The 23,858-nt window shown below is 64.4% G+C and carries 21 protein-coding genes and 2 riboswitches; of the genes, 9 read left to right on the forward strand and 12 right to left on the reverse strand.

Annotation, left to right across the window (positions count from 1 at the left end; genetic code table 11):
* Window positions 1–46: 46 nt before the first annotated feature.
* The 6 genes from SLT36_RS10530 to SLT36_RS10555 all read right to left on the reverse strand — a co-directional run bounded on the left by SLT36_RS10530 (window position 47) and on the right by SLT36_RS10555 (window position 7,826).
* On the reverse strand, window positions 47–2,236 hold the full coding sequence (locus SLT36_RS10530; RefSeq protein ID WP_432287307.1) for an anthranilate synthase: 2,190 nt from the start codon (window positions 2,234–2,236) through the stop codon (window positions 47–49).
* A gap of 243 nt (window positions 2,237–2,479) precedes the next feature.
* Window positions 2,480–3,487, reverse strand: coding sequence for a FecCD family ABC transporter permease (locus SLT36_RS10535; RefSeq protein WP_432287309.1), 1,008 nt, complete (start codon window positions 3,485–3,487; stop codon window positions 2,480–2,482).
* A gap of 54 nt (window positions 3,488–3,541) precedes the next feature.
* Window positions 3,542–4,486: an ABC transporter substrate-binding protein gene (locus SLT36_RS10540; RefSeq protein WP_432287311.1), complete on the reverse strand. Its 945-nt coding sequence runs from the start codon at window positions 4,484–4,486 to the stop codon at window positions 3,542–3,544.
* Between the two features lie 16 nt (window positions 4,487–4,502).
* Entirely contained in the window at window positions 4,503–5,318 is an 816-nt protein-coding gene (locus tag SLT36_RS10545) for an ABC transporter ATP-binding protein (RefSeq protein ID WP_432287312.1), read from the reverse strand.
* Window positions 5,319–5,426: 108 nt separating this feature from the next.
* Window positions 5,427–5,636, reverse strand: a riboswitch (cobalamin riboswitch).
* A gap of 32 nt (window positions 5,637–5,668) precedes the next feature.
* A complete protein-coding gene (locus tag SLT36_RS10550; RefSeq protein ID WP_432287313.1) occupies window positions 5,669–6,835 on the reverse strand; it encodes an MFS transporter in 1,167 nt (388 codons plus the stop codon).
* Window positions 6,836–6,968: 133 nt separating this feature from the next.
* Window positions 6,969–7,826 (reverse strand): LysR substrate-binding domain-containing protein, encoded by an 858-nt coding sequence (locus tag SLT36_RS10555; protein WP_432287315.1) that lies wholly within the window; start codon window positions 7,824–7,826, stop codon window positions 6,969–6,971.
* Window positions 7,827–7,923: 97 nt separating this feature from the next.
* Between SLT36_RS10555 and SLT36_RS10560 the strand changes: the two genes are divergently transcribed.
* Complete coding sequence (locus tag SLT36_RS10560) at window positions 7,924–8,829, forward strand: DMT family transporter (protein WP_432287316.1); 906 nt, start codon at window positions 7,924–7,926, stop codon at window positions 8,827–8,829.
* Window positions 8,830–8,872: 43 nt separating this feature from the next.
* On the opposite strand, the gene SLT36_RS10565 is transcribed toward SLT36_RS10560, so the two are convergent.
* Window positions 8,873–11,302, reverse strand: a complete 2,430-nt coding sequence (locus tag SLT36_RS10565; protein ID WP_432287318.1) for a membrane-bound PQQ-dependent dehydrogenase, glucose/quinate/shikimate family — start codon at window positions 11,300–11,302, stop codon at window positions 8,873–8,875.
* A gap of 179 nt (window positions 11,303–11,481) precedes the next feature.
* On the opposite strand from SLT36_RS10565, the gene SLT36_RS10570 reads away from it, so the two are divergent.
* Both SLT36_RS10570 and SLT36_RS10575 read left to right on the forward strand, forming a co-directional pair.
* On the forward strand, window positions 11,482–11,934 hold the full coding sequence (locus SLT36_RS10570) for a MarR family winged helix-turn-helix transcriptional regulator (protein WP_432287319.1): 453 nt from the start codon (window positions 11,482–11,484) through the stop codon (window positions 11,932–11,934).
* Between the two features lie 198 nt (window positions 11,935–12,132).
* Complete coding sequence (locus SLT36_RS10575; protein ID WP_432287321.1) at window positions 12,133–12,900, forward strand: isocitrate lyase/PEP mutase family protein; 768 nt, start codon at window positions 12,133–12,135, stop codon at window positions 12,898–12,900.
* 44 nt (window positions 12,901–12,944) lie between these two features.
* On the opposite strand, the gene SLT36_RS10580 is transcribed toward SLT36_RS10575, so the two are convergent.
* Together SLT36_RS10580 and SLT36_RS10585 are read right to left on the reverse strand one after the other, a co-directional pair.
* Entirely contained in the window at window positions 12,945–14,327 is a 1,383-nt protein-coding gene (locus SLT36_RS10580) for an FAD-containing oxidoreductase (RefSeq protein WP_432287323.1), read from the reverse strand.
* Entirely contained in the window at window positions 14,324–14,785 is a 462-nt protein-coding gene (locus tag SLT36_RS10585) for a DUF4126 domain-containing protein (protein ID WP_432287325.1), read from the reverse strand. Before SLT36_RS10585 ends, SLT36_RS10580 begins: the two co-directional genes overlap by 4 nt.
* Before the next feature lie 150 nt (window positions 14,786–14,935).
* On the opposite strand from SLT36_RS10585, the gene SLT36_RS10590 reads away from it, so the two are divergent.
* The 3 genes from SLT36_RS10590 (at window position 14,936) to SLT36_RS10600 (ending at window position 16,860) form a co-directional block, all read left to right on the forward strand.
* Entirely contained in the window at window positions 14,936–15,490 is a 555-nt protein-coding gene (locus SLT36_RS10590; protein ID WP_432287327.1) for a sugar O-acetyltransferase, read from the forward strand.
* Between the two features lie 58 nt (window positions 15,491–15,548).
* Window positions 15,549–15,695, forward strand: a riboswitch (FMN riboswitch).
* Window positions 15,696–15,771: 76 nt separating this feature from the next.
* Entirely contained in the window at window positions 15,772–16,245 is a 474-nt protein-coding gene (locus SLT36_RS10595) for a 6,7-dimethyl-8-ribityllumazine synthase (RefSeq protein ID WP_067959252.1), read from the forward strand.
* Window positions 16,246–16,389: 144 nt separating this feature from the next.
* Entirely contained in the window at window positions 16,390–16,860 is a 471-nt protein-coding gene (locus SLT36_RS10600; protein WP_432287328.1) for a GFA family protein, read from the forward strand.
* Here SLT36_RS10600 and SLT36_RS10605 read toward each other — a convergent pair.
* A complete protein-coding gene (locus SLT36_RS10605) occupies window positions 16,857–17,549 on the reverse strand; it encodes a winged helix-turn-helix transcriptional regulator (RefSeq protein ID WP_067959258.1) in 693 nt (230 codons plus the stop codon). The genes SLT36_RS10600 and SLT36_RS10605 overlap by 4 nt on opposite strands.
* Before the next feature lie 217 nt (window positions 17,550–17,766).
* On the opposite strand from SLT36_RS10605, the gene SLT36_RS10610 reads away from it, so the two are divergent.
* Window positions 17,767–18,888, forward strand: coding sequence for an acyl-CoA dehydrogenase family protein (locus tag SLT36_RS10610; RefSeq protein ID WP_432288299.1), 1,122 nt, complete (start codon window positions 17,767–17,769; stop codon window positions 18,886–18,888).
* A gap of 125 nt (window positions 18,889–19,013) precedes the next feature.
* On the opposite strand, the gene SLT36_RS10615 is transcribed toward SLT36_RS10610, so the two are convergent.
* Window positions 19,014–21,026, reverse strand: a complete 2,013-nt coding sequence (locus SLT36_RS10615; RefSeq protein ID WP_432287330.1) for a bifunctional metallophosphatase/5'-nucleotidase — start codon at window positions 21,024–21,026, stop codon at window positions 19,014–19,016.
* Between the two features lie 239 nt (window positions 21,027–21,265).
* On the opposite strand from SLT36_RS10615, the gene SLT36_RS10620 reads away from it, so the two are divergent.
* Both SLT36_RS10620 and SLT36_RS10625 read left to right on the forward strand, forming a co-directional pair.
* Complete coding sequence (locus tag SLT36_RS10620) at window positions 21,266–21,460, forward strand: MerR family transcriptional regulator (protein WP_432287331.1); 195 nt, start codon at window positions 21,266–21,268, stop codon at window positions 21,458–21,460.
* A gap of 147 nt (window positions 21,461–21,607) precedes the next feature.
* Window positions 21,608–22,021 carry a TipAS antibiotic-recognition domain-containing protein gene (locus tag SLT36_RS10625; protein ID WP_432287332.1) on the forward strand — a complete coding sequence of 138 codons (414 nt, stop codon included), beginning with the start codon at window positions 21,608–21,610 and terminating at the stop codon, window positions 22,019–22,021.
* Window positions 22,022–22,157: 136 nt separating this feature from the next.
* On the opposite strand, the gene SLT36_RS10630 is transcribed toward SLT36_RS10625, so the two are convergent.
* The gene (locus SLT36_RS10630; protein ID WP_432287334.1) at window positions 22,158–23,837 is read right to left on the reverse strand and encodes a formate--tetrahydrofolate ligase; all 1,680 of its coding nucleotides are present in this window, start codon (window positions 23,835–23,837) and stop codon (window positions 22,158–22,160) included.
* Between the last annotated feature and the right edge of the window lie 21 nt (window positions 23,838–23,858).

A 23,858-nucleotide genomic window follows, 5' to 3' on the forward strand; every position in this document is an offset into this window, starting at 1 on the left:
CCGCCCGCGGCCAAGCGGCCGCGAGAGGGGAGGTTGTCGATGTTGGCTAGGCCGCCTTGTCCTTGGCCTTGCGCGGCATGTGGGCTACCACGTTCTCGATCATGCGCATGCCGGCGTCATGGCCGAGCGTCATGATCGATTCGGGGTGGAACTGCACCGCGGCGATCGGTTCTTTCTTGTGCTCGAACGCCATGATGACGCCGTCCTCAGTCTCCGCCGTGACGACAAAGTCGGAGGGCAGCCGCACCGGATCGGCAAAGATCGAGTGGTAGCGGCCGACGGTCACTTCCTTGGGCAGGCCGGAGAAGACGATGCCCGGCTTGGAGATGCGGATACGCGATGGCTTGCCATGCATTGGCACCGCCAGCTGGCGCAACTCGCCGCCATAGGCTTCGGCCAGTGCCTGCAGGCCGAGGCAGACGCCGAAGATCGGCAGGTCGCGGTCCCTGGATTTCTTGATCGTTGCCGCCGTGTCGAAGTCCTTCGGCGTGCCGGGGCCGGGGGAGAGCACGACCAGGTCGGGCTTGATCCGGTCGAAGACTTCATCCGGCACAGGCGAGCGTACGGTCGAGACGTCGGCGCCGGTCTGGCGGAAGTAGTTGGCCAGCGTGTGGACGAAGGAATCCTCGTGGTCGACGAGCAGGATCTTGACCCCTTCACCGACGCGCGCGGTGGCGCGCTCGGTGCCGGGAGCGTTGCCGGTCTTGGCGTCGCGGATGGCGGAGAGCATGGCTGAGGCCTTCAGTTCGGTTTCGGCTTCTTCTTCCTCGGGAACGGAATCGTAGAGCAATGTGGCGCCCGCGCGCACCTCGCCGATGCCGTCCTGGATGCGGATGGTGCGCAGCGTCATGCCGGTGTTCAGGTCACCGTTGAAATGCACCATGCCGATCGCCCCGCCATACCAGGCGCGGGGGCTCTTCTCGTTCTGCTCGATGAAACGCATGGCCCACAGCTTGGGCGCGCCGGTGACCGTCACCGCCCAGGCGTGGCTGAGGAAGGCGTCGAAGGCATCCATGCCCTCGCGCAGGCGGCCCTCGATGTGGTCGACAGTGTGGATCAGCCGCGAATACATCTCGATCTGGCGGCGGCCGATGACGCGTACCGTGCCTGGCTCGCAAACCCTGGACTTGTCGTTGCGGTCGACATCAGAGCACATGGTAAGCTCGGATTCGTCCTTCTTCGAATTGAGCAGCTTCAGGATTTGCTCAGAGTCGGAGATGGCGTCGTCGCCACGCTTGATGGTGCCCGAGATCGGGCAGGTCTCGACGCGGCGGCCGTTGACGCGGACGAACATCTCCGGCGAGGCGCCGATCAGATACTCGCCTTCGCCGAGATTGATGAAGAACGAATAGGGGGAAGGGTTGATCGCCTTCAGCCGGCGCGAAATCTCCGACGGCACCGTCTCGCAGCGCTCGTAGAACATCTGGCCGGGCACGACCTCGAACAGGTCGCCGCGCTTGAAACTGTCCATCGCCCGGCGCACCAGTTGGGCATATTCGCCCGGCTCATGGTCGGCGCGTGGCGGAATGCGGTCGGACGCCTTGAACGGCTCGACGACGCTGTCCCGCGCGAGGCCCTCGGTCGAGAAATCCGCGCCGGAATAGTCGTAGCGATCGTGCCAGGCTTTGGCTGAATAATGGTCGACGACAAGGATCTCGTCGGGCAAAAACAGCACGAGGTCGCGCTGGCTGTCCTTGCGCACCAGTGTGTGCTCGACCGGGTCGAACTGGAAGGCGAGGTCGTAGCCGAAGGCGCCGTAGAGGCCAAGATTGCTGTCCTCGTCCGACTTGAACAAGGCAGTGATTGCGCGCAGCACGGTGAACACCGAAGGCACGCGCGACCGTTCTTCCTCGGTAAAGACGCGGCCGGGCGTCGCCACCTCGAGCGCGATCAAGCGCTTGGAGGTCTCGGTGATCGTCAGCTCATTGAGCGGCGCGAGCACGGCGCGGATCACCGGCAGCAGCACCTCGCCGCGGCCGTTCAGCGCCTCGATCTTCATTGCGCGTCCGCGTGCCGAGATTACCACCGGCGGGTCGATGATGGCGGTGTCCCAGCGGGTGTAACGGCCGGGATATTCGTAGTTGGAGGAGAACACCGCGCCGCGCCGGCTGTTGAGCCCGTCGAGATAGGTCTCGATCGCGCCGTGATAGGCGGTTTCGTGGCGCTGCCGGGTGATCGACACCCCGCCTGACGTCACGTAGCGCTCGGCGCCGTTTTCAAGCAATTCCAACGTCATTCCCGTCTCCATCTCTTGCAGTGGGAGCGTCCGGAGCCTGGTTCGAAAAAAGCAAATGGCCGCCCGGAAATCCCGTTGCGGCCATCACAATCTTCACGCGCACGCGCTTCAAGAGGCCGCTGTCAGCTGGCCCGCCACCACATGTTCTGGAGCGAAGTCGTGTTCATGGCGGAATGCATAGCGGCGAATTCGGGGCCACGCAACCGGATTTGCGTCGTCTTGCATTGCATTACCAACTGACCCTCACTTTGTTGTCCGTCGCCGCATCAAGATGACGAAAGCAATGCCGCCGATCAGCCCGGTGACGATGCCGAGCGGCATGTCCTGCGGCGGCACGACCGTGCGTGCGGCCATGTCGGCGGCGATCAGGAAGATGGCGCCGACCAGCGCCGACAGCGGCAGCACGCGGCGATAGTCGCCACCGACGAAGAAGCGCACGATGTGCGGGATCATCAGGCCGACAAAGGCGATGACGCCGGAGTAGGCAACCGCACAGCCGGTCAGCAGCGCACAGGCGACGAAGACCTTGAGCCGGAAGCGCTGCGCCGGGATGCCGAGTGCGGTTGCGCTTTCGTCGCCCAACGTCATGGCGTTGAGGTTGCGGGTCTGCGTCATCAGCCAGACGCCGCACAGGACAAGGGCTGCCAGCGGATAGGGCAGATGGCTCCATTGCGCCAGCCCGAGCCCGCCAAGCATCCAGAAGATCGCGACATGGGCAGCCTTGGGGTCGCCGATGAAGATCAAGAGGTTGCCTGCGGCCGAGATGATGAAGCTCACCGCCACGCCGGCAAGGATCAGCTGGCCGGCCGACTGCGCTCGCGCCAGGTTGGCGATGGCAAGCACCAGTGCGGTTGCCGCCAGCGCGCCGGCAAAGGCGAAGACTGGCACGGTGACGGTGCCGAGCACCATGCCGGAATGGATCAGCGCCATGATCGCGCCGAAGGCCGCGCCCGACGAAATGCCGAGCAGATGCGGATCGGCGAGCGGATTGCGTGTCACCGACTGCAGGGCTCCCCCCACCAGCGCCAGCGAGGCGCCGACGATGGCGCCCAGGATGACGCGCGGCGCGCGAACGTCCCAGACGATATTCTCGCGTCCGCTCGACCAGACCGCCTCGACGCTTCCCGGTATCAGCTTGTTGGCAATGACGCCCCACACCGTTTCCAGTGGGATCGCCACCGGGCCGACGCCGACGGCAATGATCATGCCTATCACAAGCACCACGGCCAGCCCCGGTATCAGGGCCGGCATGGCGTGGATCAGGACGTGTCTTGGCCCTGTGACGAAGTGGCGATGCGACACGGCTCAGTCGGCCCGCATCGCGGCGGCCAGCCGCTTGATCGCCGCAATGTTGCGCGGTCCCGGCGTCGCCTCGTTGTATTCGAGCACGAAGAAGCGGTTGTTCCTCACTGCCTCGATGTCCTTGAAGGCCGGGTTGGTGCGCATGTAGTCGATCTTCTGCTCGGCAGTTACCTCACCGTAATTGACGATCACCACCATGTCGGGATTGCGCTCGATGACCGGCTCCCACCCAATCTCGACCCAGCTCGACTCGACGTCGTCAACGATGTTCTTGCCGCCGGCTGCCTCGATAATGGCGGTCGGCATGGCGTAGCGTCCGGCGGTAAACGGCTTCTGCTCGCCGGAATCGTAGATGAACACGTTGACTGGCTTGTCGAGCTTGGGCAGCTCGGCCTGGAAGTCGGCGAGTTCCTTCTCATAGCCTGCCACCAGGACGTCCGCCTTCTCGCGCACACCAAAAATGGCGCCGAGATTGAGCAGGTCGGCATACATGTCCTGAAGCGACGACTTGTCCTTCTTCATGATGTGGATGCAGCTTTCGGTCAGCTCGTAGACAGCGATCTTGAAGGGCGCGAGCGTATCCGGGGTGACGTCGCCGCCGACCTTCATGCCGTAGTTCCAGCCGGCGAAGAACAGGTCGGTGTCGGCGCCGAGCAGCACTTCCTTGCTGACGTATTGTGGGGCGAGTTCGGGCAGTTCGCCGACGCCCTTGCGCAAATCCTCGCTCAGCGTCTTCCAGCCGGAGATGCCGGAATAGCCGGCCATGTGGTCGGCAAGGCCGAGCGCCAGCATCATCTCGGTCAGGTTGACGTCGTGCGAGACGGCGCGCTTGGGCGCGGACTCGAAGGTTACGTCGCGGTTGCAGCTCTTGACGGTGACGGGGAAGCCGCTGGCCATAGCTGTTGCGCAGCTGGCGAGCAGGGCGGCGGCGATGATGGGCAGGCGCATGGAGGCTCCTTGATGTTCAGCGTTCGAGGTGGAAGGAAAAGCGTGGACGACCGGTGACGGGATGGTCGTCGAGGGTCGCTCCGACGGAAAAGCTGTCACGTATGCGATCGGGCGTCAGGATGTCGGCGGGCGCGCCGCAGGCAACGGCGCGGCCTCCGTCCATGACAAGCACGCGGTCGGCATGGGCCGAGGCGAGCGCCAAATCGTGCAGGGAAACGATGACGGTGCAGCCGAGATTGCCGAGCAGCTCCAGCACTTCGAGTTGGTGACGGATGTCGAGGTGGTTGGTCGGTTCGTCGAGGATCAGAAGGTCGGGTCGCTGCACCAATGCCCGGGCAATCATCACGCGCTGCTTTTCGCCGCCCGACAGCGAGCCGAAGTCGCGCGCAGCGAGTGCGGTCAGGCCGAGCAGGGCAAGGGCTGCCTCGACTTGGTCGTAGTCGCGGTCCCTGGTGCCGAAACTCGTGACATGCGGGGTCAGGCCCAACTCGATGATTTCTGCGACAGTCAGGCCGAAGTCCGAGGCGCTTTCCTGAAGCACGGTCGCGATGCGGCGGGCACAGTCGCGCGGCTTCATCTTCCAGATGTCGGTGCCGTCGAGGCGGACAGTGCCCGAAGTCGGCTTGTGGTAGCGGTAGAGGCAGCGCAGCAGGCTCGACTTGCCGGCGCCGTTGGGGCCGACGATGGCGAGCAACTCGCCCGGCGCAACCGCAAGGCTGATCGGCTCGAGGATCGGCTGCGAAGCACGAGGGCCCCAGCTGACGCCATCGAGTTCGAGCAGTGCCGGGGTGGTGCCTACAAGGCGGCTAGCGGCGTGGACGCGATCGAGCATACCCTGTCTCCGCGGTCGGGCGGAGGTAGCAGAACGATCCGGAAAGCGCGCCGGTACCGAAAAAGGCAGTCGCAACCATCATCATCTCCGCGGCACACCCCGGCCGGTTGAGTTAATCGGATGATGGCAGGTCTCCTGGCTTGCGGGTGATCGCGCCTCGGAGCCTTCCCGGCCTTTCGGCCAGTGGCATGTTTCCGAATTGCTATCCGCTCACAGTTGCGGGGGCAGCCACGGTTTCGCGTCGGGGACGTCTCACCGTGTTCCCATTTAACCTGCTGCCCGAACCGGATAGCAGGAACCATCGCTGTCGTGGCTACAGCAGCGACGGGTTGCTGACAATCGCTAAAGCGTCATGCCGCCTGCTGAATTGCGTCACGGCGGTCGAGCGCGAAGGAAATGAGCGCGACGCCGAAGGCAGACAGCGCGATGGCCGCACCGACGAAGGGCAGGCCGGCATAGCTCACGCCCATCGAAATTGCAGCACCACCGACCCAGGCGCCGGCGGCGTTGCCGGCGTTGAAGGCGCCCTGGTTGAGGGTGGCCGCGAGGTTCGGTGCCTCCGAAGCGGTTTCGACGACGCGCATCTGCATCGGCGGCACGATGACGAAGGTGATGACGCCCCACATGAAGACGAGCAGGATCGCCGCGGGCGCCGAAGAGCTGAGTCCGGCGAAGGCGACGTGAATCGCCGCCATCACCACCAGCGCGCCGATGGCTGTGGGCATCAGCTTCCAGTCGGCCAGCTTGCCGCCGATGATGTTGCCGATGGTCATGCCGCCGCCGAACAGCAACAGCACCCAAGTGACCGATTCAACCGAGAGGCCGCTGACGTCGGTCAGGATCGGCTTGATGTAGGTGAAGACGGCAAACAGGCTGCCCGAGGCGAGCGCCGAGATGATCATGGCGAGCCAGACCTGGAGCTTGCCCAGAACCTTGACCTCGCCTGATACCCCGCCCTTGCCGGGAGGGGCGACGCCCGCAGGGACCAGCCAGGCTATGGCCGCCACCGAGAGCAGGCCGATGACGACGACGGCAAAGAAGGTGGCGCGCCAGCCATAGGCCTCGCCGAGTGCCGTGCCGCCGGGAACGCCGAGGATGTTCGCCAATGTCAGGCCGGCAAACATCAGGGCGATGGCACTGGCGCGCTTGTTGGTTGGGACCAGGTTTGCCGCCACCACCGAGCCGATGCCGAAGAAGGCGCCGTGACCAAAGGCGGTGATGACGCGAGCGATCATCAGCGTCCAGTAAGTGGGGGCGATGGCGCAAAGCAGGTTGCCGAAGACGAACATCATGGCGAGCCCGATCAGCACCGGTTTGCGCGGCAGTTTCGCTGTGCCCACCGCGATGATCGGGGCGCCGACGACGACGCCGAGCGCGTAGCCGGTGACCAGAAGACCGGCGGCCGGGATCGACACGCCGAGGTCGGCGGCGACCTCCGGCAACAGGCCCATGATCACGAATTCGGTGGTGCCGATGCAAAAGGATGCAACGGCCAGAGCGAGGATCGGCAAGGGCATGGGCGGACTCAGGGGAGCTGAAACGATTTAGACGCACAATTTCCTCATGTCCCGCGCGGCACAAGCGACGTTGCCGCATTGCAGCAATGCATCTGGCGCATGGCAGACATACGCAAGACGCTAGCTGCGAGGATCAGGACTGCTGGGTGAGGTCGCGTCGGAGAAATTCGTAGAGCCGGTCGACCGCCGAATTGGCGGGCTGCGGGTTGCGCAATATGCCGATTTCCATCTCGGGCAGCGGCGGCAGGCCCTCGGCTTCGCCGATGACGCGCAGGCCGGGGGGCACGCTGCGCTGGGCGAGCACGGCTACGGCGAGACCCGCCTGAACCACGGCGATCAGCCCGAGCAGGCTGGCGCTGGAATAGGTGCAGCGGAACGATCGGTCGGCGGCGCCCAGCACCTGCAACACGCTCTTTCGCGCGACGCAACCGGGCTCGAACAGCGCGACAGGCAGCGGATCGATCTCCCAGGCGACATGGTTGGGGGAGGCTACCCAGACAAGCCTCTCGCGCTGCAGCACCTCGATCGCCTGCTCCGGTCCGCGGGTGATGATGGCAAGGTCGAGCTTGCCGTCGGCGAAAGTCTTCACCAGCGTAGTCGACTGTTCGCAGACAAGCTCCACAGTGACCAGCGGGTGGGCCGCGGCGAAGCGCGACAGCACCGTCGGCAGCAGGAATGCGGCATAGTCGTCCGGCACGCCGAGCCGCACGCTGCCGGCCTCCTCCGGACGGGTGACGCTTGCCCAGGCTTCGTCGGAGAGTTTCAGCAGCCGCCTGGAGTAGACCAGTAGCTCCTCGCCGATGGCGTTGGGCAGCACGGCGCGCGGGCCGCGTACCAGAAGTTGCTTGCCGATGGTCTGTTCCAGCCGCTGCATCTGCATGCTGATGGCCGACTGGCTGCGCCCGATGCGTGCCGCGGCATGGGAAAAGCTGCCGCTGTCGGCTACGGCGACGAAGGTCCTCAGCAGGTCGAGGTCGAGTGATATCGCCATGATGGTATCAGCAATTCGAATAGGGTTCGCCAAATCTATTCGTTTGAATGAATTCGTCAATCGGGGCTTGCTTGGCCATCGCGACCGGACGACGCTCATGACCAACGCCTCCCGCTTTCCCGCCCTGAACCTCGCTGTCGCCATGGCTATCGCCGGCACCGTCGGCGCCTTCGTCACTGAGGCGGGCATCGACCCAATCACGACGGTGTTCTGGCGCTGCCTGTTTGGCTCGCTCTTTCTCGGCGCCTGGTGCCTTGTGCGCGGCTACCTGCCTGACAATTCGCTATCCTGGAGCCGCCTCGGCCGCGCGACGCTTTGCGGCGTCTGCATGGTGCTGAGCTGGACTGCGTTCTTTGCCGGCTTCGCCAAGACCTCGATTGCGGTGATGACCATCGTATATCATATCCAGCCGTTCTTCGTGGTGCTGATCGGCGTTCTGTTCCTCAAGGAGCGGATTACCATTGACCAGGTCGCCTGGATGGGCGCTGCCTTTTTGGGCGTCGTGCTGGCCAGCGGCCTCGTCGTCTCCGACAATCCGGTCACGACCACCTGGATGATCGGCATCGCCATGGCGCTCGGCGGTGCCTTCCTCTATGCGGTGGTGACGATCCTGGCCAAGGGCCTGGGCGAACAGCGGCCGGAGATCACGGTGCTCTGCCAGACGGCGGTCGGCGTCATCATGCTTGCGCCGGCTGCCAATTTTTCCGGCCACATTTCGCTCAACTCATGGGGTTGGCTTATCGGCATTGGCGTGCTGCACACCGGCATCGCCTATGTGATGATGTTCTCGTCCTATCCCAGGCTGACGACGCCGGTTATCGGCGTGCTCACCTTCATCTATCCGGTGGTCGCCATCATCATCGACTGGGCGGTCTACAACCACCCCATCGGCATCGCGCAAAGCATGGGCATGGTCCTGATCGCCATCGCAACGCTCGGCGTGAGGCTCGGCTGGCGGCTGCCTGTTCGTCGCACGGGTACCGCCCTTGCCGGCCAGAAATGAAAAGGCGCCCGAGGCGCCCCTTCCGATGTCGATGCGCTCAGACTCAGTTCTGCTTGGGCAGCCTGTAGGCGACGATGTAGTCGCCGCGGTCAGGCGACTGGCGCGCCCCGCCGGCCGAGATGACCACATATTGCGTTCCGCTCTCATGCGAGACGAAGGTCATTGGCGTAGACTGGGCGCCGACAGGCAGCCGGCCCTTCCACAACTCATTGCCCGTCTCCACATCGAGTGCACGCAGATAATAGTCCTGCGTGCCGGCGTAGAAGACGAGGCCGCCTGACGTCGCGATCGGACCGCCCAGCGTCGGCATGCCGATCGGGATCTGCAGGCCGGTTTTCATGCCAAGCGGACCGGTATCCTGCAGCGTGCCCGCCGGAACCTGCCAGGCGATCTGGCGGGTCTTGAGGTCGATGCCGGTGAAGGTGCCATAAGGCGGCTGGTGACAGGGAACGCCGAGCGGCGACATGAAGCCGTTCTTCAGCGCGCCATAGGGCGTTCCCTTCTGCTGCGACAGACCGTCATGGGCTGCCGACCCGCCATAATTGTCGGTCTCCTCGCGCGGCATTAGCTGGGCGAACTGCGGCATGCGGATGTCGTTGACGATCAGCAACCCCCGGGCCTCGTCGATCGCCGCACTGCCCCAGTTCATGCCGCCATAGTAGCCTGGAAAGATGATCGAACGCGTCAGGCCGGGAGGCGTGAATTCGCCCTCGTAGCGCATCTTCTTGAACTCGATGCGGCAGTAGAGCTGGTCGTAAGGCGTCGCACCCCACATCTTGGCCTCGGCGAAGGGCTCCGCGCCGATCGCCGGCATGCCGACCGAATAGGGCTGCGTCGGCGACAGGAAGTCCTCCGGCACGCCGCCGGTCTGCGGAACGGCGCGCTCCTCGACCTCGGCGATCGGCTTGCCGTCGCGGCGGTCGAGCATGAAGATCTGCCCGCGCTTGGTGATCTGGATCAGCGCTGGAACCGTGCCGCCCTTGCCATCCGGCACGTCGTAGAGCGCCGGCTGGGCCGGAACGTCGTAGTCCCAGATGTCGTGGTGCACGGTCTGGAACTTCCAGCGTTCGCGGCCGGTTACGATGTCGAGGGCGACGACCGAGGCGGTATAGTCCTCGGCGGCCTTCGAGCGATGTGCGCCAAAGAAGTCGGGCGTGGCGTTGCCGGTCGGCAGGTAGACAAGGCCGAGGGCCTCGTCATAGGCCGGTGTCGACCAGACATTGGGCGTGCCGCGCGTGTAGCTTTCGCCTTCCGGCGGCAGCTTGGTGATGGCGGGGTTGCCGAGATCCCAGGCCCAGACCAGTTCGCCGGTGAGGGCGTCGAAGGCGCGTACGGCGCCGGAGGGTTCGCCTGTCTCGACATTGTCCCACACCCAGCCGCCGACCATGATCAGGTCACGCGCCACGGTGGGGGCGGAGGTCTGGAAGTAGAAACCGTCCTTGATCTCGCCCATGTCGCTTTTGAGGTCGACAATACCGCCATTGCCGAAATCCTGGCACAGCTCGCCGGTCTTGGCGTCGAGCTGGATCAGGCGGGCGTCGATTGTGGTCATGACGATGCGGGCGGCGCAGGATGCCGCCGCAGCGGGCATGTCGGGCGTCGACGCTACGACGCTCGCCGGCGCCAGCGGATCGGCGGGGGCTGCGCTTGCCTCGGCCGGCGCAGCAGCCGGCTCGTAATAGCTGACGCCACGGCAACGCTGCCACAGCGGCGACTTGGCTTTCGGGTCGAATTTCCACCTCACTTCGCCCGTATCCGGGTTCAGCGCATGGACGATGTTGTTGGGCGAGCAGGTGTAGAGCGTGTCGTTGACGAAGAGCGGCGTGTTCTGGTCCTGCGCGGTCCCTGAGGGGATATCGCCCGATTGGAACGTCCAGGCAACCTCGAGCTTGTCGACATTGTCGCGGTTGATCTGGTCGATCGGGGCATAGCGTGTACCTGCCGGGGTGCGGCCATAGTGGCGCCAGTCGGTGGCGCTGGCGGCTGCCGGCGGAACGCTCGGCTTGGGTTCGGCCGAGGCGAGCGTATTGCTGATGACGCCATGCGGCGTGAAGCCGTAGAAGGCGGTGGCGAGAAGTGCCGCCACAAGCAGGGCGGCAAGCGCAAACGGAGCCCGTTTGCCTGTGCTCGTCGGGAAGAGCGGCGCGAGCAACAGCGCCGGGATGGCGATCACGGCGGGTGCTACGAGGCGCGGCACCAGCGGCCAGAACTCGAGGCCGGATTCCCAGAGGGCCCAGGCGAGCGTCGCCGCGAATACCAGGCCGTAGAGCCAGAGGCCGGCCTTGCGGCGCATGATGTAGAGGATACCGGAGGCAATGACGCCGAGACCGGCGAGCGCGTAATACCAGGATCCGCCCAGGCCGATCAGCTGGACGCCGCCATAGACGAGCGGTGCCCCGATGACGACCAAGAGCAGGCCGAATAGAACCAGAAGCCAGCCGCCGCTGCCTCTGGGTGTCTGTTGTTCTGCCATGTCGATGTCTCGCGAAGATTGAACCGAAAGCCAGCCGCCCGGGCGGGCGGTTTCGGACGCGATCGTCATGCCGGCGCTCTGCGGAGAACTCCTCGCCTCTACCTCCGCACAGACGTCGCGACCGTGTTCCGGCCGAGAATCTCATCGCATCCTAATAGATAATATGTTATCTTTCTCGAATGTCCAATGACGCATCCGACCGCGCCGGTTTCGGCAGGAGCCTGCTCTCCGTCGCCCGGCTTTGGCGCCACGCGGCGGACCGCGCGCTCGACGATTGCGGTCTCTCGCATGCCACCGCCATGCCGTTGCTGACGCTGTCGCGGCTGGGCGACAACATCCGCCAGGGCGTGATCGCCGACCATCTCGGCTTTGAGGGCCCATCGCTGGTGCGCATCGTTGACCTGCTCGCCGCCGACGGACTGATCACCCGCAGCGGCGATCCCGGCGATCGGCGCGCCAAGATCCTGTCGCTGACCGATGCCGGCCGTGGCCGTGTCGAGGAGATCGAGCGCATTCTTGAGAGGTTGCGCACCGAGCTTCTGGCCGACGAGGACGCCGCGGAACTTGAGGTCGCGCTCGGTGTGCTTGTGCGTCTTGAACAGCGGCTGCTGGCAGCGGATCCGGATAGCTGAGGGTAGGGGGAAGGGTTCATCTATCTGGGCCGTAACCGTTGTTCGCCGGTCATGGCATGGCAACGCCGCGACGGTCCGATCCACGCAACGGTGATTACCCCTGTCTCTGGCAACTCACTTACCGCATTCTGCGCTATGGCCAAGCGGCGTCACGCTGCTAGGTTCCAGACCGTCAGTCATCCCAAGAGGCAGAATTCCATGACCAGCCAGATCGACAAGGCCAAGGCCTTCCATGCCCTGCATGTGAAGGGCGACCCGGTGGTGCTCTACAACATCTGGGATCCCGGCAGTGCTGCCATCGTCGCCAAGGCCGGTGCCAAGGCGATCGCGACGGGCAGCTGGCCGGTTGCCGCTGCCTTCGGTTTCGCCGATGGCGAAAAGATCCCGCTCGACCTGGCGCTCTACAACATCCGTCGCATCGTCGCCGCCACGGATTTGCCGATCACGATGGATCTCGAGGGCGGCTATGGCGTCGAGCCTGAGACGGTCGCCGCGACGGTTTCGCGGGCGTTGTCGGAAGGGGTGATCGGCTTTAATTTCGAGGACCAGATCGTCGGCGGCAACGGCCTGCACGACATCGCCGTCCAGGTGACGCGCATCACCGGTGCGGCCGAAGCGGTCAAGGCATCCGGCATTCCCGCCTTCATCAACGCCCGCACCGACATCTTCCTGAAAGCCAAGCCTGACGAACACAGCGACGCGCTTGTCGATGCCGCGATCGAACGCGCGGAAGCCTACGCTAAGGCGGGCGCGCATGGCTTCTTCGCGCCGGGCCTCGGCAATGAGGCGCTGATCGGCAAGCTCTGCAAGGCGGTCTCGCTGCCGGTCAACATCATCGCGCTCGCTCATGTGCCGCCAAAGGCGAAGCTGGCCGAGCTCGGCGTCGCCCGCATCAGCTACGGTCCGGTGCCCTACCGTCAGATGGCCGAATGGCTGGAAGCCAAGGCCCGTGCGGCCTTCGAATAGGCGAACAACCAAGGCCCGTCCCGGCTTCACGGGATGGGCCGATCCTATGCCAGCGGCTTCAGCTCGATGGCAATCGTCGGCAGAAGCTCCGATACCGTCGGGTGGATGTGGACCGCGCGCTGCAAGGTCTCGATCGGCGCCCTGGCATACATCAGGTCGAGCACCGCATGGATGGCCTCGTCGCCGCCGATGCCCAGCACCGAGGCGCCGAGGATCTGCCTGGTGTCGGCGTCGACAAGGATTTTCATGAATCCTTGCGTCTCGCCCTTTTCGACGGCGCGGCCGACGCGCGTCATCGGCCGTTGGCCTGCCAGCACCTTGCGGCCGCTCTTGCGCGCTGCCGTCTCCGTCATGCCGGCGCGGCCGAGCGGCGGGTCGACATAGAGCGCATAGGCCTCGATGCGGTCCGAAACCTTGCGCGGGTCATTGTCGAGCAGGTTGGCGGCGACGATCTCGAAATCGTTGTAGGCGGTGTGGGTGAAGGCGCCCTTGCCGTTGCAGTCGCCCATCGCCCAGATGTGCGGGACGTTGGTCCTGAGCTGGTCGTCGACCTCGATGTAGCCGCGCTTGTCGGTGGCCACGCCCGCTCTGTCGAGGCCGAGATCGTCGGTGTTGGGCTTGCGGCCGATGGCGAGCAGCACGTGGCTGCCCGTTACGGCACGGTCGCCTGAGGTGCAGTCGACGCCGACGGTCACACCGTCGGGATGCCGGGCAAAGCTGATGCATTCGGCGTTCAGCCTTAGGGCGATGCCTTCATGTTCGAGCATGCCCCTCACTGCCTCCGAGACATCCTCGTCCTCGCGCGAGATCAAACGCGGGCCCTTTTCCACCACGGTCACTTGCGCGCCGAAGCGGCGGAACATCTGGGCGAATTCCAGCCCGATATAGCTGCCGCCGACGACGACGAGATGGCGGGGCAGGAAATCCACCTCCATCATCGAGGTGTTGGTGAGGTAGCTGATGTCGTTGACGCCGGGCATGTCCGGAATGTTGGCGCGGCCGCCGACATTGATGAAGATGCGCTCGCCATGGAGCAGTTCGTTGCCGACACGCACCTCATGCGGCCCTTCGAAATGGGCATGGCCGCGAAACAGCGTGCAGCCCTTCATGCCGGCGATCCAGCTTTCAAGGCCGGCGCGGGAATCGAGGGTTACCTTGTCCTTGCGCGCCTTCACGACCTGCATATCAATCGAGACTTCGCCGGTCGACACGCCATAGTCGGCGCCGGTGCGCGCCAGATGGGCGGCATAGGCGCTGGCGACCATCGTCTTGGTTGGCTTGCAGCCGGTGTTGACACAGGTGCCGCCGACAAGCTTGCGTTCGATCAGCGCCACAGTCTGACCCGCTGCCGTCAGCCGTCCGGCCAGCGGCGGCCCGGCCTGGCCGCAGCCGATGATGATGGCGTCGAATTTCTGCTCCACGCTCATACGACCATACTCACGACCAGCAGGGCGCCGAGTATCGCCACGGCATCCTCGATCAATGCCGCCGGCAAGTCGTTGCCGAAGGAAGCCGCGAGACGGCCTCTGATTTCCGCGCCGCCGAGCGTGCCGAGGATCGCGCCGATGATGCCGGCAGCCAGCCCGCCAACAACGATGCCGCCAGCGGTGCCGATGACGGCGCCGGTCAGCGCGCCCATGACGATGCGGGTGCCAAATTGCACCGGCACCTTGCGGCTAGGTGTCGACGGCAACTGATCGGTGACCAATTCGACAAGGGCCAGCACGGTGAATATGGCGACCGCTATCCAGTGGCCCATGAAGCCGGCCCAGGTGCCGGCCAGCGGCAGCCAGCCGAGCCAGGCGCCCCAGGCGACTGCCGCCGGCGCGGTCATGGCTCTGAGGCCGGCAACAATGCCGATGAGAAGCGCGAGCAGGTAGATCATCCTTCGTCCCCCGTGGATGTGTCTGGTCCGGAAGTGCACTTTGTCAGGAGGCTAGCACAGCCATCTGGTTTCGCCAGAGCCGCGAGGCTTCGACCTTTGCAGCATGGCCGGTTCTGTGGTTTGGCTGGGCAAGCAGGAAGGACATTTGAAATGGCTCAGAGCGAACGCGAAAAGATGGCGGCCGGCGCCTGGTACAACTGCGTCGACGCCGAACTCGACGCACTCCGCGCAGTGGCGGCCGACGCCGTCTTCGAGCACCGCTCGCTACCGCCCGTGGAGCGCGGCGATATCGCGCCCCGGCTACGAACGTTGCTCGGCTCGGCGGGTGAGGGCGCTCGCATCGAAGCGCCGTTCCACTGCGCCTACGGTTTTAACATCCATCTGGGCGAGGGCGTGTTCCTCAATGCCGGCTGCACCATCCTCGACACGGCAACCGTCAGCATCGGCGCGGGCACGATGTTCGGCCCCGGCGTACAGATCTATTGCCCCGAGCACCACAAGGACCCGGTCCAGCGTCGCGCCGGCCTGGAGATTGGCCGGCCGGTCACCATCGGCCGCAATGTCTGGATCGGCGGCAGCGCCATCTTGCTGGGCGGCATCGAGATTGGCGACGACGCTATCGTCGGCGCCGGCTCGGTGGTGACGAAAAGTGTTGCGGCCGGCGCGACCGTCGTCGGAAATCCGGCACGGCTGATTTCTGGATAGAGAAACTATTATTCCTGTCATTGACAGCGCCCCTGCGCGCCGCCATATCGTGAGGCGTTAATGTTCTCAGGGCGGGGTGAAAGTCCCCACCGGCGGTAAGGGTTTTCGAACCCAAGCCCGCGAGCGCTTCCCGGTAACGGGAGGGTCAGCAGATCCGGTGCAACTCCGGAGCCGACGGTCATAGTCCGGATGGAAGAGAACGAACGGGAAAGCGGAGGCGCAAGCCGCCGGGATTCCGTCTCGTGCGTCCTGATTCTGGTTCGAAACGGAAGGATGGACCCATGAATCAGCAATCCCCGAAAGACTTCGATACAACGCGCGTCGCCGTGATCCGTGCGCGCTGGCATGCCGACATCGTCGACGAATGCGTGAAAGCCTTCAGCTCCGAGATCGAGACGCTGTCGGACGGCCGCTTCGCAGTCGATGTCTATGACGTGCCCGGAGCCTACGAGATCCCGCTGTTTGCCAAGACGTTGGCCGAGACCGGCCGCTACCAGGCGATCCTCGGCACCGCCTTTGTCGTCAATGGCGGCATCTACCGCCACGACTTCGTGGCGCATGCCGTGCTCGACGGCATGATGAATGTGCAGCTTCAGACAGGCGTTCCGGTGCTGTCGGCGGTGCTCACCCCGCACAATTACCACGACAGCGCCGAGCATCACCGCTTCTTCTTCGACCACTTCAAGGTCAAGGGCAAGGAAGCCGCCAACGCCTGCGTCGAACTGCTCAAGGCACGCGCCCTGGTCGCGGCCTGAAGTGATCGCACCGACCCGGCCCTCCTCTCAGGGGAGGGCCGACGGCCCCTGCGATGGCACGTCGCATCGGAAGCCAGAAGCTGGCCCTATGCTTCGGAACGCTGCGGTTGCAGGATGCGCAAAGCATCATGCAAGGGGGCTGACATGTCGTCCATTCCACTGCCGCTCAAGGGGGCGTGCCGCTGCGGCCGCGTCGAGATCGAGGTGTCAAAAGCGCCGATCTGCACCGCCGCCTGCCATTGTCCCGGCTGCCAGAGGATGTCGTCCTCGGCCTATTCGCTGACTGCGATGGTGCCGGCAGACGGCTTTGCCGTCACCAAGGGCGAAACCGTTGTCGGGGGAGCGCATGGGGAGCAGTTGCACCACCAGTTCTGCGATCACTGCAAGACGTGGATGTTCACCCGCGTCGTCGGTGTCGACTGGTTCGTCAATGTGCGTCCGACCATGCAGGAGGATGCCACGTGGTTCCGGCCTTTCATGGAAACCTACACCAGGACGAAGATGCCCTTCGCCGCGACGGGCGCTGTCAGGAGTTTCAACGAATTCCCCGCAATGGAGGACCTTGAGCCGTTGATGCACGAGTATCTCGCCTGGGCGGAAGCGGGCGAGACCTAAGGTGCCCGGCGCGCCAGCGGCGCAAAGCTGCTCAGGCCGAGCCAGGCCTGCATGGCGTGGGCGATCTTGTCGTCGCCATCGAGCTCCAACCGACCGGAATCGAGTTCCTGGTTGAGTTTGGACAGGCCCATCCAAACCGATGTCATGCTGCGCAGCGATCCCCTGACCTCGAGGTCGATGTCGAAGCCGGGGTCGGAATTGCAAAGGTCGACTGTCCCGTCGGCGACCACCAGCCACCAATTTTGCTGCGCTTTCGCCACTTCGGGGTACAGAAAGTGAATCGTGCAACGTTTTGGCGGCAGGGGCTGCGGGTTGAGGTTGCGGCGCATGTCCCACATCAGGAGCGAAGGGTCGAGATTCCTGAGGGTTAGCTGGGATTCCACCCAGCGATGGCCCCAGTCGCCAAGGCCGAGAATGATCGGCCGCAAATCCTCTCCGGCCTCGGTCAGCCGGTATTCGACGCTGCCCGCGCCGCCACGCTCGGTCTGGATCACGCCAGCGCGCTCAAGTTCCTTCAGCCGCTTGGACAGCAGAGCCGGCGACATGCGTGGCACGCCGCGGCGCAGATCGTTGAAACGGCTCGATCCCATCAGCATTTCGCGCACGACCAGCGTTGTCCAGCGGGTGCACAGCACTTCCGACGCCATCGAAACCGGGCAAAACTGGCCGTAACCGCCGCGATCGCTCATCTCGCACCATTCGCAGGAGACCCGGCCTTATAGCGCAAAAGCAGCATGCTCGCACCTAGCCCATAGGGACGACCGGCTCGGCCGGCGGTTCACTTCCTGAACTGGACCGGGGCGGCCCTTGGCGCGATCCTTGGCTCTGACCTGCCGGTCAACAGGAGACGACTTGATGAGAAGTCTTGATAACGCTGCGCTGGCACGTGCCGGCGTGACTGGTGCAATGCCGATCGATGTGGTCGCTGCGGCTAACGACCTGGTTCCAGCCCTGTCCGAGCGGGCACGGCAGTTTGACGAGGGCGACATCTTCGTCGCCGACAATTATGCGCTGTTTAAGAAGGCCGGCCTCGCCAGCGCCGGCGTGCCGCTCGAACTGGGCGGTGGCGGTGCCGACATCGCCGAGCTTGCGGAAATGCTGCGTATCATGGCGCGGGCCTGCGGCTCGACAGCGCTCGCCTTTGCCATGCACACGCATCAGGTGGCCATCCCCGCCTGGCGCTGGCGCCACCAGAAGGTCGCTGCTGTCGAACCGCTGCTCAAGCGCGTCGCTGCCGAAAACCTGATCCTGCTGTCGTCAGGCGGGTCGGACTGGATCGGTGGTTCAGGCAAGGCCGAGAAGGTCGAGGGCGGCTACCGCATCACGGCGCGCAAGGTCTTCACCTCAGGTGCTGCCGCCGGCGACATATTGATGACCGGGGCGATCACCTGTGCCGACGACGACAGCGAAAAGGTGATCCATTTCGGCGTGCCGATGCGGGCGCCCGAGGTTCGCGTGATGGACAACTGGCGCACGCTGGGCATGCGCGGCACCGGCTCGAACGACGTCGTCATCGACGGGCTGTTCGTGCCCGACGCGTCGGTCAGCTTCTCGCGCGCGGCGGGCCACTGGCATCCGGTGTTCCAGATCATCGCAACCGTTGCCTTCCCGCTGATCTACGCCGTCTATCTTGGCGTAGCCGAGAGCGCCCGCGACATTGCTGTCGAGATCGCCAGGAAGAAGCCGGCCAGCGAGACCGTACTCAACCTTGCCGGCCGCATGGACACCGCCCTGCGCGCCGCCCAGATGGCGCATCGTTCGATGATCGAGGAGGTCGGGCGCAACCGCCCGTCGGCGGAAAGCGTCAATGAGGTGATGATCGGCCGTACGCTGGTCGCCAGCCATGGGCTCGAAGTCGTTGAACTGGCAATGGAACTTGCCGGCGGCTCGTCCTTCTACCGCGACAAGGGCCTTGAACGCCGCTTCCGCGACATGCAGGCCGCGCGCTTCCACCCGCTCCAATCTGGCCCGCAGGCGCACTATGCCGGGGCTATGGCGCTTGGGCTTCCGGTCGACACGATCTTCTGAACATAACTCCCGAGACGATCAGCCGCCGCGACCAATCGCGGCGGCTGATATGTAGTGTTCGAGCCTTTCGGAATGCGGTACATCTGCACACGTGCATGTTACCGCGAAGTCGGTTCCGGCTTTGGTTAGGCTTCGATCCGCACCCGCTGATCCAGTGTCAGACCCATGTCCGGGCCAACGGTCCTTGCCTCGCGAATGAGTGCCACGACCTCGTTGCGGTAGACCATGCCGGTGTGATCGAACGGCAAGCCCCTGAGGTCCATGCTTGGGATCTGGCCGGGCACTTCGCCGCCGATCGGCTTGCCGTTCCAGGTTTCGCCAAAACCGCCCAGCGCGACGTAGGTGTTGAACGCAACCTTGAACTGCCGATCGAGGACGTCCTCGATCGGCTTGCCCGCGATCGTGATGGCCGTCGCCGTGGCCTCGATGGCAGATGCGTTCAGCTTGATCGTGTAGCGCAGGGCGGAAGAGAAATGCAGGAAGCCGCGCGAAACGAAGGCTGAAGTGTCGACCTTGCTCACTTCTTCCGGCCGCAGCACACGCTTGGCGTTGCTCTGGAGCATGTCGCGGATCTGGGCGCCGGTCATCATGGCCACGTGCACGCCGTCGGCATAAGGCATGACATCATACCACTGGCGGAAGCTGAGCGGTCCCTGTGGCAGACCCGAGGTGATGCCCGAAGCGTTGAACAACGCCACGTCGATGCGGCCGCCGGGGAAATCCTCCGAACGCCTGACCAGCGCGTCGTTCATGAAATTGGCAAGCGCGGTCTCGCCAACATAACGATCGGCGAAGGTGCGTTCGTTCGAAACGAGCGTGTCGTCCGGAACCTGGCCGATGACTTCGTTCAGCCTCGTGTCGAGCGCCTTGATCAGCGGTGCCACATGCGTCTGTTCGAAATCGACGTCGTAGTCCGCTTCCTGTTCGAAGGTCTCGTAGCCGGCCTCGCCAGCCTTGACGCGCTGGTCGCGCGCCTTGGTGGGACGCAGGCCGACCGAAGTGAACCAGCCCTTGCGGCCGTTGTCGCTGCGGATCGATATGGCGATCTCACCGAGATAGGCGCCATGGGCCTGCGCCTGCGTGATCAGCACGCCTTCGACGACATTGTCGGTGTCGATACCCTCGGCGTTGAGCTTGGTGTGGGTATGGGCGCCGATGATGACGATCGGCTTGTCCGTCAGAGGGGCGATGGCCTGGGCGATGGCGAAGTCGCCTTCGCCGACGGTGCGGGCGGTGCCCGCCTTGCCGCTCTTGTGCTGGTCGCCGCCATAACCGCAGTGCGACAGCACAACCACGATGTCGGCGACCGACGCCACCGCCGGCAGCACGTTGCGCACAGCTTCGAGGGGGCTGGCGACCGCAAGCTTCGGGTCGGCGGGCTGGCCGACGCGCGTGTCGACGGAAGTGGTCAGGCCGACGAAACCGATTCGCAGTCCCTTCGCCTCGCCGATCACGGCGGCGAAGTAGTCTTCGTCACGCTTCAGGACCGAGGAACCATGCACGTTTGCCGACAGCAGCGGGAAGCTGGCATCGGTCTCAATGCCCTTCTTTAACACGGTAGCGCCACGGTCGAATTCATGATTGCCGAGCACCGCGACATCCACGCCGCCGGCGGAATAGACGCGGTATCCGGCGTCGGCGATGAACTCGTCCGGCGACCATCCAAGCAGTTCGTCGAAGATCGATCCGGTGTGATCGTCGCCACCGGAAACAAACAGCACCACCTCGTCGGCGACGGCGTTGGCACGTGCGTCCTTCACCTGCTTGACCATCTGCGAGAAGACGTGGGTGTCGCCCTTCTTCGCGTGCATTTCGGTGATGTGGTTGTGCAAGTCGTTGAAATGCATCAGCCGCAGCAGGCGGCGTTCGCCCATTTCCAGCCCTGACATGGGCACGGCCGTGCCCGTTTCGGTCACGATCGCCTTGATCGGCCCGGCCAGCGGGTCGCCCTTGAGCAGGTAGAGCTTTTCAAAGGCGCCGTTCGAATTCGGCGTCGCAGCGATCATGGCAAGTTCACCAGCCGCAGGCGCTGCTTGCGCGCGGAAAACGATGTAGGGAGATATGGCTGCAGTAGCAGCCAGCGCTGCGCCGCCTTTCAGCATCGAACGTCGCGAAAGGCTGCCTTTATGCGTAGTCATCTAGTCTTCCTTGCTGGTCCCACGCGACATGCGTGGACTCATGGCGGGCAGGCCTAGAGTGACCACATGACAGTGCGATGAAGCTCCTGGGAACTAACAAGTTTCCTGCACTGCGTGCCGCAACGAAAAGATCGGGAATGGTGCAGCCAGGTTCCGTATGCGGTTGCCGCTTCTTTCTCTCGCTTGACCCTGACGCGACGTGAGGGACTACTCATCCGGTCTTGCGGAGACATGGTCGGATGACGGCATATGCTGTGGGTGAACTGGCGCGGCTTGCCGGCGTGACGGTCTGGACGCTGCGCCACTATCACGACATCGGTTTGCTCGAGCCCGCCCATGTCGACGCGAACGGATATCGCAGCTATGGCGAAGAACACCTGCTGCGGCTGCAGCCGTTGCTCATCCACCGCGAACTCGGCATTCCGCTCGGCTAGATCGTTGCCATCCTCGATGCGCCCGGTTTCGACCGGCTCGCGTCGCTCAGGCAGCAGCGCCGGCGGCTGGAGGCCGAGGCAAGCCGCTACCGCCAGCTTGTCAGGACGATCGACCGTACGATCGCCAAACTCGAAGGAGATTGCGCGATGAAACATGCCGAACCGTACAAGGGCTTTTCCGAAAAGCAGACGGAATATGAGGACTGGCTGGTCGGGCGTTACGGCGAGCCGATGCGCAAGGCAGTTAGCCATGCGCCGAAGCTCAGCGATGAGCAGAGCAAGGTCGCGACGGCCGAGCTGCGCGACATCGAACAGTCACTGGCGTCAGCCATGGAAAAGGGCATCGTGCCCGAGGCGCGCGAACTCGACATGCTGGTCGAGCGCCACCATCGCTGGGTCAGCCGCATGTGGCCGCAGCCTTGTACGATGGATGCCTATGCAGGCCTCGCCGACATCTACGACCACCCTGACTTTGCCCGGCGCTACGAGACGCTGGCGCCGGGATTCGCCCGCTGGCTGCCCACGGCGATGAAGGCCTGGGCACGACGCCAGGCCGCCTGAAGTCGTAGAGCATGCGCCTGTTGGGATTTGCGCCAATGACGGCGATGGGCGTTTCGAGCAAAGCGATGCGCCCGAAAAAAGAAAAGGGGCGGGGCCTTGCGGCCTCGCCCCTCCGTCTGGGTATGACGCCCCGAACTCAGAACAGTCCTTCGATCTGGCCCTGTTCGTTGAGGAAGATCTTCTCGGATGACGGTGCCTTGGGCAGGCCGGGCATGGTCATGATCTCACCGCAGATGGCGACGATGAAGCCGGCGCCGGCGGCGAGGCGCACTTCACGCACCGGCACGACGTGGTCGACAGGGGCGCCCCTGAGGTTCGGGTCGGTCGAGAACGAATACTGCGTCTTGGCCATGCACACCGGCAGGTGGCCGTAGCCGGCCTGTTCCCAGGCATGGAGCTGCTCACGCACCGACTTGTCGGCGATGGCTTCGGAGCCGCGGTAGATGCGCTTGACGATGGTGTCGATCTTGTCGAACAGCTTCATGTCGTCGGGATAGAGCGGCGAGAACTGCGAGGCGCCGCTTTCGGCCAGCTGCACCACCTTGTGGGCGAGCTCCTCAATGCCGGCCGACCCCTTGGCCCAGTGCTTGCACAGGATCGCTTCCGCACCCATCGAGGCGACATAGTCCTTCATCGCTGCGATTTCGGCGTCGGTGTCGGAGACGAAGTGGTTCATCGCCACCACCACAGGCACGCCGAACTGCTTGACGTTCTCGATGTGGCGGCCAAGGTTGGCGCAGCCCTTCTTCACCGCCTCGACATTCTCCTTGCCGAGCTCTTCCTTCTTGACGCCGCCATTCATCTTCATCGCGCGCACGGTGGCGACGATGACGGCGGCTGCCGGCTTGAGACCCGCCTTGCGGCACTTGATGTCGAAGAACTTCTCGGCACCGAGGTCAGCGCCGAAGCCGGCTTCGGTGACGACATAGTCGGCGAGCTTGAGGGCGGTGGTGGTGGCAACCACCGAGTTGCAGCCATGGGCGATGTTGGCGAACGGGCCGCCATGGACGAAGGCCGGGTTGTTCTCCAGTGTCTGCACCAGGTTCGGCTGCACCGCGTCCTTCAGCAGCACCGCCATGGCGCCGTCGGCCTTGAGGTCGCGGGCATAGACGGCGGTCTTGTCGCGGCGATAGGCGACGATGATGTCGCCGAGGCGCTTCTCGAGATCTTTCAGATCGGTTGCCAGGCACAGGATCGCCATGACTTCGGAAGCGACGGTGATGTCGAAGCCGGCTTCACGCGGAAAGCCGTTGGCGACGCCGCCGAGCGAGCAGTTGATCTGGCGCAGCGCGCGGTCGTTCATGTCCATCACCCGGCGCCAGACGACGCGGCGGGTGTCGATGCCGAGCTCGTTGCCCCAGTAGATGTGGTTGTCGATCAGCGCCGACAAAAGGTTGTGGGCGGTGGTGATGGCGTGGAAGTCGCCGGTGAAGTGGAGGTTCATGTCCTCCATCGGCACGACCTGGGCATAACCGCCGCCGGCAGCACCACCCTTGACGCCGAAGTTCGGCCCGAGCGAGGCTTCGCGGATGCAGACGATGGCCTTCTTGCCGATGCGGTTCAAACCGTCGCCGAGGCCGACCGTGGTGGTGGTCTTGCCTTCGCCGGCCGGCGTCGGGTTGATCGCGGTGACCAGGATCAGCTTGCCGTCCTTGTTCTTGCGCGCATTGGCAATGAACTCGGCCGAGATCTTCGCCTTGTCGTGGCCATAAGGCAGCAGATGCTCGGTCGGAATGCCGATCTTGGCGCCGACCTCCTGGATCTGCTTCTTCTTCGCCGCACGCGCGATCTCGATGTCGGTCTTGAATTCGGCCATGACGGCTCCTCCACAGTGATT

This window comes from Aminobacter sp. BA135 (assembly GCF_050859125.1).
In the GTDB taxonomy this organism is placed as follows: domain Bacteria; phylum Pseudomonadota; class Alphaproteobacteria; order Rhizobiales; family Rhizobiaceae; genus Aminobacter; species Aminobacter ciceronei.